12 protein-coding genes are annotated in these 12498 nt (G+C 60.7%); 7 read left to right on the top strand and 5 right to left on the bottom strand.

Going from position 1 to position 12498, the window contains the following annotated elements:
* Nucleotides 1–237: 237 nt before the first annotated feature.
* Together ffh and NG895_RS24165 are read right to left on the bottom strand one after the other, a co-directional pair.
* Nucleotides 238–1701 (bottom strand): signal recognition particle protein, encoded by a 1464-nt coding sequence (ffh, locus tag NG895_RS24160; protein ID WP_252855118.1) that lies wholly within the window; start codon nucleotides 1699–1701, stop codon nucleotides 238–240.
* Nucleotides 1702–1871: 170 nt separating this feature from the next.
* Nucleotides 1872–2324 (bottom strand): hypothetical protein, encoded by a 453-nt coding sequence (locus NG895_RS24165; RefSeq protein WP_252855119.1) that lies wholly within the window; start codon nucleotides 2322–2324, stop codon nucleotides 1872–1874.
* A gap of 220 nt (nucleotides 2325–2544) precedes the next feature.
* Between NG895_RS24165 and NG895_RS24170 the strand changes: the two genes are divergently transcribed.
* Together NG895_RS24170 and bamJ are read left to right on the top strand one after the other, a co-directional pair.
* Nucleotides 2545–3144: a peroxiredoxin gene (locus tag NG895_RS24170; RefSeq protein ID WP_252855120.1), complete on the top strand. Its 600-nt coding sequence runs from the start codon at nucleotides 2545–2547 to the stop codon at nucleotides 3142–3144.
* 125 nt (nucleotides 3145–3269) lie between these two features.
* Nucleotides 3270–4004 (top strand): BamJ family beta-barrel-assembly machinery protein, encoded by a 735-nt coding sequence (bamJ, locus tag NG895_RS24175; protein WP_252855121.1) that lies wholly within the window; start codon nucleotides 3270–3272, stop codon nucleotides 4002–4004.
* 44 nt (nucleotides 4005–4048) lie between these two features.
* On the opposite strand, the gene NG895_RS24180 is transcribed toward bamJ, so the two are convergent.
* Together NG895_RS24180 and NG895_RS24185 are read right to left on the bottom strand one after the other, a co-directional pair.
* A complete protein-coding gene (locus tag NG895_RS24180; protein ID WP_252855122.1) occupies nucleotides 4049–4657 on the bottom strand; it encodes a hypothetical protein in 609 nt (202 codons plus the stop codon).
* A 198-nt stretch (nucleotides 4658–4855) separates the two neighbouring features.
* Nucleotides 4856–5251, bottom strand: coding sequence for a GlsB/YeaQ/YmgE family stress response membrane protein (locus NG895_RS24185; protein ID WP_252855123.1), 396 nt, complete (start codon nucleotides 5249–5251; stop codon nucleotides 4856–4858).
* A 183-nt stretch (nucleotides 5252–5434) separates the two neighbouring features.
* Between NG895_RS24185 and NG895_RS24190 the strand changes: the two genes are divergently transcribed.
* Entirely contained in the window at nucleotides 5435–7852 is a 2418-nt protein-coding gene (locus NG895_RS24190) for a DEAD/DEAH box helicase (protein WP_252855124.1), read from the top strand.
* Between the two features lie 17 nt (nucleotides 7853–7869).
* Nucleotides 7870–8331: a hypothetical protein gene (locus tag NG895_RS24195; RefSeq protein WP_252855125.1), complete on the top strand. Its 462-nt coding sequence runs from the start codon at nucleotides 7870–7872 to the stop codon at nucleotides 8329–8331.
* On the opposite strand, the gene NG895_RS24200 is transcribed toward NG895_RS24195, so the two are convergent.
* Nucleotides 8318–8977, bottom strand: a complete 660-nt coding sequence (locus NG895_RS24200; RefSeq protein WP_252855126.1) for a YcxB family protein — start codon at nucleotides 8975–8977, stop codon at nucleotides 8318–8320. The genes NG895_RS24195 and NG895_RS24200 overlap by 14 nt on opposite strands.
* Before the next feature lie 105 nt (nucleotides 8978–9082).
* Here NG895_RS24200 and NG895_RS24205 point away from each other — a divergent pair, with 105 nt between their 5' ends.
* From NG895_RS24205 to modA, 3 genes are all read left to right on the top strand, one after another.
* A complete protein-coding gene (locus NG895_RS24205) occupies nucleotides 9083–9934 on the top strand; it encodes a ribonuclease H-like domain-containing protein (RefSeq protein WP_252855127.1) in 852 nt (283 codons plus the stop codon).
* 925 nt (nucleotides 9935–10859) lie between these two features.
* A complete protein-coding gene (locus NG895_RS24210; protein ID WP_252855128.1) occupies nucleotides 10860–11615 on the top strand; it encodes an SIR2 family NAD-dependent protein deacylase in 756 nt (251 codons plus the stop codon).
* Nucleotides 11616–11680: 65 nt separating this feature from the next.
* Nucleotides 11681–12496 (top strand): molybdate ABC transporter substrate-binding protein, encoded by an 816-nt coding sequence (modA, locus tag NG895_RS24215; RefSeq protein WP_252855129.1) that lies wholly within the window; start codon nucleotides 11681–11683, stop codon nucleotides 12494–12496.
* The last annotated feature ends 2 nt before the right edge of the window (nucleotides 12497–12498 follow it).

The following is a 12498-nucleotide window of genomic DNA, read 5'->3' on the forward strand; positions in this document are numbered from 1 at the left end:
TGGCAAACTCCTTGGCCTCCGCCTCTGAAATTGGCTCGCCGGCCGCAAAAGCTATCGAATGACAAAGAAGCAAGATCGCCGTTGTGACGGAGAGATAACAAGCGAGACGCATCGGAGTGCTCATGGGGCCAGTGCAAATACGGAAGGGTGAGGTTCCCGCCCATCTTAGACGAAACTCACCCAGCTGGCGATAATTCCGAGGAGCTGGCCCGTGCGATATGAGGTCAGGTGTGCCCCCTACCGTTTCTTCCGCTTCTTCTTCAGCGCCTCTTGCCGCGCTTTGCGCATGTTCTTCTTCTGTGCGTTTGAGAGGCGTTTGCCCGTGTGTTGCTTTTGTTTGCCGAGCGTTCCGCCTTGGGCGAGGCCACCTTGCAGTTCGCCCATCATTTTCATGCGATCCCGCATGCCCTTGCCGGCCATGGCGGTCATTACCTGGGCCATGGCGTCGTATTGCTTGATCAGCTCATTCACCTGATGCGGCTCGCAGCCGGCACCGGCGGCGATGCGGCGGCGGCGGCTTTGGTCGATGAGCTTGGTGTTGGCCTTTTCGGCCGGGGTCATCGAGTCGATGATGCCGAACAGGCCTTTCATCTCCGATTCATCGAAGTCGTTCATCGCCTCACGCATCTGCCCCATGCCCGGCATCATGCCCATCATCTTCTGCATCAGGCCGGGCTTGGCGATCATCGACATCTGCTTACGGAAGTCGTCGAGCGTGAACTCGCCCTTCTTCAGCTTCTCCTCCTGGGCGAGCATCTGCTCCTGGTCGAATTCCTTCTGCGCCGTTTCGAATAGCGTGAGGATGTCGCCCTGACCCAGGATGCGCTGGGCCATGCGGTCGGGGTGGAACGGCTCCAGAGCCTCGAGCTTCTCGCCGGTGCCCATGAACTTGATTGGCACGCCAGTCACATGCTTTACCGATAGCGCCGCACCACCGCGGGCGTCACCGTCCAGCTTGGTCATGATCACGCCATCGATTTCCAGGGCATCGTTAAACGCCTTGGCGCTGTTCACGGCGTCCTGGCCGGTCATGGCGTCGACGGTCAGGTAGATCTGCTCGGGACTGCATTGCTTGTCGATTCGCTCGAGCTGGCCCATCAACTCTTCGTCGATGTGCAGCCGGCCAGCGGTGTCGAGGATCACGACATCCGCACCCAGCTTTTTGGCTTCCTTTATGGCCGCGTTGCAGACCTTCACCGGGTCTTTCTCTTCGCGGTCGCTATAGACGGGCAGACCAAGCTGTTCGCCCAACACGTGCAATTGGTCGATAGCCGCGGGACGCTGCAAGTCGGCCGCCACGAGCAACGGATTCCGCTGGCCTGCCTTGAGCATCTTGCCGAGCTTGCCGACGGTGGTAGTCTTGCCGGCACCCTGCAGGCCGCAGAGCATCAACACGGTGACGTCGTTCTTGCCCTTGAGGTGCAACGAGTGATCGACCGGGCCCATGAGGTCGCACAGTTCCTGGTAGACGATGCCCACCACCTGCTGCTGCGGCTTGAGCGACTTGAGCACCGTCTCGCCGACCGCCTTCTCGGTGACGTTCTTCATGAAGTAGCGAGCTACTTCGAAGCTGACATCGGCTTCGAGCAGGGACCGCTCGACGAGCTTCAGCCCCTCGCGCATATTCGCCTCGGTCAGCTTGCCCTGGCCGCTGAGCGATTTTAGGGCGCTGGAAAGTCCGTCCTGGAGCGATTCGAACATGGATACGATTGAGGGGGTTAGGGGCGTTGGTTCTGGGGCCGGATTTGCCAAAACCCGTATTTTAGCGGACTGGCGACCATCGGGCGAGGCGGCAACACGGCTGAAAACCGCTCCAATCGCCGTGGAGCTGTGCCGTCACGAAAACTCCTGGCGGGTAGACACACCTGCTGCTAGGCGGGCATCGGTGACCACGGATTGTCCGGCGGCGGATCGTCCCCTTCGTCATCGGGTGGGAAGGGTGGCCGCCTCCAATCGTAAGATTCGCGGCGCTCTCGCCGCTCCTTGGGAGCGACGAACTGCTGATCGGCCGATTCTCCTGCCACCTTGGCCATCGCTTGGTACCACCGCACGAGATCGACGACTTCTTGCAATGTGCAGCCGGAGCCTGCTGCAATCCGCTCTCTACGCGAGTTGTCCAGCAAATCACTTTCCGCCCGCTCAGCCGCTGTCATGGCGTCGAGGATGCCAATGGTGGCCTTGAAGTTGACGGCCTGCAACTCGTCGACCGCATTGCACAAAAGCCCCGATCGAGGCACAAACTTTCGTACCTTCTTCCACAGGCTACCATCGGCCAACATGGCCATCTGGCTGCGAAACTTGTCCAATGTGTAGGGTTCGTCCACGGTGTGAAATCGGTGGTGGAATGGAGGGGAAAGCCACAGTCCAATTATGCGGTTTTTCGCCACTGGGGGCCAATATCGTCGGACACCCGCGTGGTAGCTGATGTGGCTGAAGGGTGTTCGTCGAGGAGACCGCTGTCTTGAGGCCCAAAATCCAAAGGCCTAGAATGACGGGTCCTACCGAGACATTCTCACCCAACCTTCCTGATAAGCGAGCAAAACCATGGCCCACCTTGTTCAGACCGAAGCCCCCGATTTCGCCGCCCAGGCCGTGATGGCCGATGGCAGTTTCAAGGAAGTCAAACTGTCGGACTACCGCGGCAAGTACGTCGTGCTGTTCTTCTACCCGCTGGACTTCACGTTCGTCTGCCCGACCGAGATCATTGCCTTCAGTGAAGCGGTGGAGGAGTTCGAGAAGCGGAATGTGCAGTTGTTGGGCTGCAGCATCGACAGCCAATATTCGCACTTCGCCTGGCGGAATACCCCGCGCGAGGCGGGTGGCATCGGTGCCATCAAGTATCCGCTGATCGCCGACCTGGACAAGAAGATTGCCGACTCGTTCGGCGTGCTGCTCGCCGGTGGCGTGGCGCTGCGTGGCCTGTTCCTGATCGACAAGGATGGCGTTGTCCGCCACGAGCTGATTAACGATCTGCCGCTGGGCCGCAACGTGGACGAAGCCATTCGCGTGGTCGACGCCCTGCAGTTCCACGAAGAGCACGGCGAAGTCTGCCCTGCCAACTGGAAGGCCGGCAGCAAGAGCATGAAGGCCGACCCCGAGGGAAGCAAGGAATTCTTCAACTCGACCTACGGCAGTGGCGCCTAAGCTCACCAGCCATTGCTGACGTTGCAAGGATCGACACAACTCTCGCAATGGGCCATGGCGGCGCGAACATTCGCCTGCCATGGCCTGTTGTTTGATTATCCGCCCCCCGCTCCATGGAGTTCTCGATGTTCACCCGCTTGATGTTGTTTGCTGCGCTATTCGCCTCGGCACCCCTGTCCGCTGTGGCGCAAGACACCCTGCCCGCCGGTCAGCCTGCTGCCCAACAGCCCCCACAGATGAGCCCCGAAAAGTTCAACCAGATGGTGAGCTACGCCCTCGGCCGATCGATTGCCGAAGACTGCAAAATGGGCGGGGTAAAGCTCGACTTTCGCGCTCTGCAAACCGGCATGACCGAAGTGCAGGAAGGCCGTGAGTCGCAGTGGAGCGACGAAGAGATGAATCAGGCCATGCAGATGTTCGCCATGAAGATCCAGCAAAGCGTGGCGGCGAACAACAAGAAGCAGGGGGAAGAATTCCTGGCGAAGAACGCCAAGCAACCGGGCGTGCAGGTAACGCCCAGCGGTCTACAGTACAAGGTGCTGAAGCAGGGCAACGGAGCCTCGCCCACCGCCAATAGCATGGTGGTGTGCCATTACCGTGGTACTTTCATCAACGGCCAGGAGTTCGACAGTTCTTACCGTCGGGGCCAGCCTATCCAGTTTCCAATGCAGGGTGGCGTGATCGACGGATGGGTCGAAGCGGTAAAGATGATGAAGGTCGGCGACAAGTGGCAGTTGTTTATCCCTTCGGAACTGGCCTACGGCGAAGAGGGCAAAGGCCCCATCGGCCCGAATGAAGCGCTCGTGTTCGAAGTAGAGCTACTGCAAGTCGGCCAGGCACCACCTCAGCCCCGTCAATAAATGGCGAAAGGGCTCGCCTGCCCGCTGTCGAGAATGCTACAGGCTCACCTGCGGCGACGTTGGGATTTGGCAGGATAGAACCGCGAGTAGTTTTGGAACGTGGCCGAGTGACCAGTGGGCGCAACCTGCTGGTTGCCCGTCACATTGTAGGCGTTGCGAGCAGACAGTGCGGTGAGCTCCTGGTTCACCTGCATTTCTTGCCGCCGAACCTGGCTGTTGAATCGCTCTTGCTGCAATTGCGGTCGGACGATGGTTTGGTAGTTCAAATCGTCTTCGCCGTTGAGAGTCTCTCGAAACAGGTTGAGGTACGGGCTGACCGTTGGCGACGGAGAGAAGCCGGCGAACGGCTTGGCTCCGGAAGCGCCGGCCGTGCCGACGCCGAAGCTTGCCGACTGGGCACGGGGAGGCTGGGCAGGTGAACTGCCGACGTTGACACCCGGATCCGATACTCGCGGTGCGCCAAAGCCACTATTCACCGTGCGATCGCGTTGAATCACTCTCTTGGTATAAGCATCAACACTGCCCTGTGCTTGAAAGCGATTGAGCTGGCGCGTGGCTTCGCTCTGGCCACCGTAATCGAACATCTGCGCGAAGCAGTGGACGGGCAGCAGCATTGTGGCCAACAGGGCGAGTAACGAGAGCTTTGCAGACATGAGTCGCTGACCTGCTTGTACGGGTCTGATTCGGAAGGACTGTCAGTCTTCATTTTAGACAGTCGCCGCTAGTGCGGCAAACTTCGTCACCCGTGCGATTCTCGCAGAATCCCCGATTCGATACCGATTGCGCCAGTTGTGCAGCCACCGCACAGGATATTCCCCCCTGGCGAGGCATCTAAGAACCAGGCCGACAATTCAGTCTTCGTAATCCGCCGAGCCGTATCGGCGGCGATAAGGCTCGTAAGCTCGCTGAGTGGCAGAGGATTGCGCGTGGGGATCGGGCAGCTTCCAGGGCAGCAGGTCGCCGTACAATCGATAGAATCCTAGCAAAGCGAACGCACCCGCCACGGCCACGATCATTCCCATCGGACTGGTGGGGGTAAGCCGCTCGGCATCGTAGAAGAATCCCACGCAGCCGCACCCTAGCACCGAACCGGCCACGCCCAGCACCAGGGTGGTGATCGCCCCGGCGGGATCGCGCCCCGGCATCAAACCTCGGGCCAGTAACCCTACCACGGTGCCGAAACCAATCCACACCAGGATGTCGTTCACCAGTTGGTGCACCTCGGGGGAGAGTTGAAGCGAGCTCATGGATACTAATCCGTGCAGAGATATAGGGCGTACAATCGACGGCGCTCGTCGCTTGTAGCTTTCCGGCGTGGCGGCCGCAATACGGTTCCACGACTGCTGGCCGATCTTGCCAGCACGAGGCAGCTCGTGGTAACGTAAACGTCTGTGCAGTAAATCAACGGAAGTGACCACGGAGATGTCGCCATGGATGTTGCCCAGTTGCTGTCTCGCATCACTTCGCTGCCCGAGTACGCCGGGCAGCTTGAACATCTGGAGGAACTGCCGGAGCGTCCCGCCCAGTACGCCTCGCCCGCGGCGGCGCTACCCACGGACATCGCTCGGCTGCTAGCATCGCACGGCATCGAATCACTTTACTCACACCAGGTCGCAGCACTCTCGGCCGCCCGCGAGGGTCGTGATGCGGTGGTGGTGACCGGTACGGCCAGTGGCAAAACGCTATGCTATAACCTGCCGATCCTGGAAAGCGTCGTCTCCGATTCTGAGTCGCGGGCCCTGTATCTGTTCCCCACCAAGGCGCTGGCCCAGGATCAGCTCAAAGGGCTGCTCGGCTTGGTCGCGGACGATGCCGAGATGGCCAAACGAGTCCGTCCCGGCGTGTACGATGGCGATACGCCCACCGCCCAGCGGCGGCGCATCCGCAACGAAGCCAACTTAGTGCTCACGAACCCCGACATGCTGCATGCGGGCATCTTGCCATATCATCCCAAGTGGTCCACGCTGTTTGCCGACTTGCGCTACATCGTGGTCGACGAAGTGCATACCTATCGTGGTATCCTTGGTGCCCATGTGGCAGCCGTACTGCGGCGGCTCGATCGTGTGTGTCGGCACTATGGTTCGAATCCCGTCTATCTGGCGGCGAGCGCCACGATTGCCAATCCCGGCGAGTTGGTCAGCAGCCTGCTGGGGCGCGACGTTGAAGTGATCGACAACGATGGCTCGCCGCGGGGCCGGAAGTACTTTGCCCTGTGGAATCCCATGCCGCTGGGTTCCGATGCCCTGGCGCGACGCAGCGCCAATGACGACGCGGTCACTTGGCTAACCGAAGCCATGGAAGCGGGTGGGCAGGCCCTGGCGTTCACGCGGACTCGTCAGGCGGCCGAGTTGGTGCATCGCTACAGTCGCCAGCGGCTCACCGAGCGACACTCGCCGCTTGCCGACAATGTGCGGGCGTACCGAGGCGGCTATCTACCGAACGAGCGGCGCGAAATGGAGCAAGACCTGTTCGCCGGCCGCCTGCGTGGCGTTGCAACCACCAACGCCCTGGAACTGGGCATCGATATCGGCTCGCTCGACGTTGCCATCCTGGTGGGCTATCCCGGCACGATCGCCAGTTGCTGGCAGCAGGCAGGCCGCAGCGGCCGTCGCACGGACGACAGCCTGGCCGTGCTGCTGGCGGGCAACGAGCCGGTCGATCAGTACCTGCTGCGACATCCCGAGTACTTCTTTGCCCAGTCTCCCGAGCACGCGGTGGTCGATCCTAACAACCCGTACGTGCTGGCCAAGCACCTGAAGGCCGCGGCGTTCGAGCTTCCGCTTACCGCGGCCGATCTCGAACAGTTTGGCCCGCTGGCTGAGCCGATCGCCGGTGTGCTGGCCGACGAGCGGCAACTGGCCAAGGTCGATCAGCAGTACTTCTGCCCTGGTGGTCAGAATCCCGCGGTGGGCGTGAGCCTCCGGCACATGAGCGACAATACCTTCAGCATCGTGCTGTTGAAGCACACCCGCATCTCCCGCGACCTGTACACTTCGGGTTCGCCGCCGCTGGTGGACGATTCGCACGAGGTGATCGCCAACGTCGATTCGATCAGCGCGCCGGAGCTCGTCTATCCCGAGGCGGTTTACCTGCATGCTGGCGAGACCTACCTGGTTCGCGAGCTCGACCTCAACGGCAAGGTGGCTTACGTCGAGCGGCGCGAGACCGACTACTACACGCAGGCCGTGCTCGAAAGCAATGTGCTCGTGACCAAGCCCCGCGACGAGAGCAGCGCGCTGCCAACCGCGGAAGTTGGCTATGGCGAGCTCGATGTTTCCTGGCAGACCGTGGCGTTCAAGAAGATCAAGTTCGACACCCGCGAGAACATTGGCCTGGGACCCGTCGACATTCCGGCGCAGAACCTGGCCACCACCGGGGCGTGGGTCGCACCGCGGGACGAAATTCGCACCGCCCTGAAGGCCGAGGGACTTCGTACCAGCGAGGGCATCTGCGGTATGCGGAACCTGGCCGTAGTGGCGTTGCCGTTTGTGGCGATGTGCGATAGCCGCGACATCGGCGGAGTGGTCGACGCCAAAAACCTGGGCCGCTCGACTATGATTCTCTACGACCGCTATCCCGGCGGTCTTGGTTATTGCCAAAAGGGCTTCGAACACATCGAGCAACTGCTCGCCATTTGCCTCGAGATGGTGGCCGATTGCCCTTGCGAAGATGGTTGCCCCAGTTGTGTGGGACTGCCCAACCTGCGGCCCGCCATCCATAGCGACCCCGACCTCACGCGGGGCCATCCCATTCCCAACAAGCGGGCGACGCAGCGACTACTCGAGTTGCTGTTGGGTCGTCCCGCTTCCGTAACCGACGCTTCGCAAACCACTTCAGCCGCTACGTAGCTTTGAAGGTTAGATCGATGTCCAACGAACCCGACGACTCCTTGATCGTGCAAGTGCGAACGATGCAGATCATAGTGTTTGCCATGGCTACCGGGTGCGTGATGTTCGCCATCATTGCACTGGTAATCGTCGACCCTCAGCCACCGAACGGACCACCCATGATCTCCTGGATTGCCGCGGCAATGGGACTGGTGGGGCTGATCGCCGGCACCATAGTTCCGCGGTTGCTGGCCGTCTCGCAGCCAGCCACCGGAGCCGGATATCAAACCCTGCTGATCGTTGGCCTCGCGCTCTATGAGGGGGCCGCATTCTTTAACCTGGTTGCGTTCCTTGTCGAAGGGCAAATGTTCTCGCTGGCCGTGGCGGTGGTGCTCATCGCGGCGATCGTCATGGCATTGCCCACCGTAGGCCGCGTGCAAGACTGGATCGATGCTCGCCAGCGCCGCGCGGAGGAAGCCGAGGCGTTCAGCCGGCGTTAGTTGTTTCCATGTCGTCCAAGGCTTCTGGGTGAGCCTCGCGCCACAGTCGCTCGGCAAGATTGCAGTAGCCTTCGAACGCGGGGTCGTCGAAGAACGCCCGACTGGGGATGCAATGCGCCGCCGAAGCAACCACGTAGATGAGCAGCAGTTGTTCGATTCGTTCGACCTTGGCGACCGACGACCATTTGCGAAACGAATGTCCATCCTGATCGGCTAACTCGAAACCTTCGTCGAACAGCGTCGCCCGGTTCTTCCGATCCAGTATTCCCCCTGCTTCATTCTCCAGCATTTCTCTTCCGATCCTGTTGTTCGCTCGCTGCACATTCCTGCGCAAGCGGAACGCACCGATTCCCAGGCCAACCGCCAATGCTAAATTTATCCACACGAATGGACTGTAAATCGAATCGATGACAGCCAAGCCCAAGGCGATGGCTGCTACTACGAACGCGACCATCAGAAGTCCGCGTTGCCGCCGGCGTACAAATCGCTGCAAGACGATATTGGAGTTGTTGATATGATTGGCTGTCGCCAGCAATTCCTCTTCGGTAAGCTGAAAACTCACCGACTGGGGCGGCTCGAGACGCGGCACTTCGCGGCTTGCCGATGCTGGCAGAGCGGGGGATGCGTAGGGATTTTCGGAGTCCATCGATATCTTCTCGGCGGGTGCACAGGATGCTATCACTCTATCAGAACCGCTGCGGCGGCTGATAGCTGTTCCCCTCAAGGGGGCCAATTCGCTAGAATTCAAACCATGCTCGACGAATCCCTCCGCCAGCGACTCGAGGCCTTGAATCGCGAACGCATCCCTGCGCCGGCAGTGCGTACCCGACCGACCGCGCCGCCGCAGGTGCCCAAGCTCCGACGCGTTGATCCGCCGCACACCAAGAAGCAGCAAGCGCTGTTCGAACGTGGCGAGGTTGTCAGCAACGAGCGCGGGACGCACCTGGCGGTCCGTGTGCCGATCGCCGAACTCTGGCCCGAGGGCGATGGACTTCTGCACGCCAGGCACGAACAGCTCGCGCAAGCCGTCGACTTCGAATCGGCCGACGTGCGGCAAAGCTTTGTGCAATCGTTCCCTTCGCGTTTTCTGGGTCTCGACCTCGAAACCTGTGGACTCAGCGGTTCGGCGTTGTTCCTCGTTGGGTTGGTTCGCTCGTGCGACGATCAGTTTGTCGTCGAACTGCTGTTCGCCCGCAACTACGCCGAAGAGGCCGCGGTGCTCTGTTCGCTCGGCGAGCGACTTTCGGCCACCGACACGCTGGTTACGTTCAACGGCAAGAGCTTCGACTGGCCCATGGTTTCCGATCGGTGGCGGCGGTACCTGCTCGATCGGCAGTCGCCACTGCCGGACCTGGTGCACTACGATGTGCTGCACCACGCCCGACGAAAGTGGCGGACCACGCTGCCCGACTGCAAGTTGCAGACCATCGAACGGATGATCTGCCGCCGCAGCCGCACCGGCGACATCGCCGGCCATCTGATCCCGGGCGCGTACGACCACTACGTGCAGACCGGCAAAACCACCGAGATGGAACAGGTGCTCTATCACAACGCCATCGACCTGGTAACGCTGCTCGACGTGGCCATGCGGCTGGCCGGTTGAATTGTCGAAGTTTTGTCGCAGTAATGTCGCAGCGCTGCGGCAAATCGATTCCCTGCGGCAAAACTCCCCGCACGTTGAATCCTTCGATCTGCGTAAGTGCTTTCATGCTCGCCGGTTACAAATTTCACTCAGGTAAAGGCTCGGGGAGTTGTTGCGCGCGTTTTGCCGCAGGTGCGACAAAACCCTTGATTGTGGCCACTTGCTCCGCCAATGAGCGAAACGCTTCTGGTGCTCGTTTGGGGAGCAAACGGCCACAAACACTCTCCATTTACAACACGCCGCACTACTATTGGACCATTTGCAGAGCTGGTTTCAACCTCGATTTCTTTACACCCCCGTAGGCCGCGAATAAGCTGGCGCAGTTACGGCGATGTAGAGTTCTCTCGCAGAGACGCGGAGACGCAAAGGGCCAAAAGAACAAAGTATCGCGGTGGTTGGAGTCCCCTCTTCCCCGTTTCCCTGGCGCGCGGTTCTTGCTGTGCGAGACGGTACCCCGTGTTATTCAAAAGGTACCATCTCATTCTCGGTGTCGTCTGCCAGTGCGGCCTCATACTTGTTGAATATGGACCGCCAAACTGGTGACCAGCGTGTTTGATACCACTCTTCATAGACGCGAAATCCAACGACTACCAGAAACCCGATCACTACCATCGGGATACTGTCGTTTAGCGCGCCGTAACCTGCCACTACGCATGCTACAACAACATACCCGAGACTGTATCCACGCGATCGTCCGGCTGCATCTGCGTACCTCATGTAGTTGATTAAGTACTGCTCCTGGGCAGTGAATTTAGGGCGTTTCATCAGAAGGTCCCATCGTTGCTTACGCAGGCCAGCGGCCCTGGAATGTTGCCGGAGTCGTCGTGCCGTCGCGGTTATTGTAAGCTACAGCTGCAGCGCATTGTAGAATCGGGATCGACCAACCATGAACCGCATCGACTATCAACAGATTGCCCAGTGGCTTCGCGACGCCGAGCGGGCCGTGGTGTTTACCGGGGCCGGCATCAGCACCGAGAGTGGCATTCCCGATTTCCGTTCGCCCGGTGGAATTTGGACCAAGTTCCGCACCGTGTATTACGACGAGTTCATGGCCAGCCCCGATGCGCGGCATGAGTACTGGTTTCAGAAGGCGCAGGGGCATCGCGAGTTTGCCGACGCCCAGCCCAACGCCGGACACAAGGCCATCGCCAAGTGGGAGGGGCAGGGCAGGGTGCGGGGTGTCATTACACAGAACATCGATGGACTGCATCAGCTGGCCGGCAACCAACACGTGCTCGAGCTGCATGGCACGGCGCGTGAAATCGAATGCCAGGATTGCCACGAGCGGTACGATGCCGACTCGCTGGTGGCCGAATTCCTCGAGACGGATCAGGTGCCCAAGTGCCAGAAGTGCCAGCGCGGGCGGCTGAAGCACGCCACGGTGTCGTTTGGCCAGTCGCTGCCGACTGAAGTGCTCGAAAGGGCCGTTGAGTGGAGCCAGCAGGCCGATTTGTTCCTGGCCATCGGCTCGTCGCTGGTCGTCACTCCGGCGGCCGACTTGCCGGTGATCGCCCAACGCTCGGGCAGCCGCCTGGTGATTGTGAATCGCGACCCCACGCCGCTCGACGAGTTGGCCGATGCGCTGGTGCCCGGCTCCATCGGCGAGGCGCTGGGCCAGATCGACGAGCACCTCGCCGACTAGTCTGTCCCCGCTCTCGGACGCCCACCCGAGAGAGGAGACGTGCAGGAAACCATTCACAGCATCGCATGAACCGATTGTCTCTGACCACCAAACTGTTACTCTCCGGCGGCGCCGCTTTGGTGGTGCTTTGTTTGCTGCTGCCTGGATCGCCACTGTTTGGCGAGCGGCAGGCGAGTTCGCAGCTCACGCTGTACAGCGCTGCGTCAACGCGAAAGCCGATGGAGCAGATCGTCGAGATGTACCGCACGGAGTGTGGCGTCAGCGTGCAGACACAGTATGGCGGTTCGAACACGCTGCTCAGCCAGTTGGAGATAGCTCGCCAGGGCGATTTGTACCTGGCGGCCGACGCTTCGTACGTGGCATTCGCTACCGAAAAAGGGCTCGTCGAGCAGGTGGTGCCGCTGGCGCGAATGACCCCGGTGGTAGCCGTGCCCAAAGGCAACCCGCTGGGCATCCGGAGCTTCGACGATTTGCTCGAACATCGGGTGGCGTTGGCCAATCCCGACCAGGCGGCCATCGGTCGCGTGACCCGCGAGGTGCTCGAGGCGGCCGGCAAATGGAAGACGCTCGACGGGCAGATCCGCAATCACGGAGTCTACAAGCCAACGGTCAACGACACCGCGATGGATGCCTCGCTGGGCAGCGTGGATGCGGCCATTGTGTGGGACTCCGTCGCGCGGCAGTACGACAACCTGGAGATTGTCCGCCTGGATGAACTCTCCGCCGGCGAAGGGCTGATCGCCGTGGGGGTGCTAAAGTTCTCCAAAGATCCAGCCGCCGCCCGCCATTTCGCCCGTTATCTGGCAGCCTCTGACCGCGGACTGGCGGTGTTCGCTCGGGAAGGCTACGCGGTCGTCGAGGGGGAAGCCTGGGGGGAATGAGT

Origin of the sequence: Aeoliella straminimaris (genome assembly GCF_024054565.1) — a bacterium.
GTDB classification, from domain to species: Bacteria; Planctomycetota; Planctomycetia; order Pirellulales; family Lacipirellulaceae; genus Aeoliella; species Aeoliella straminimaris.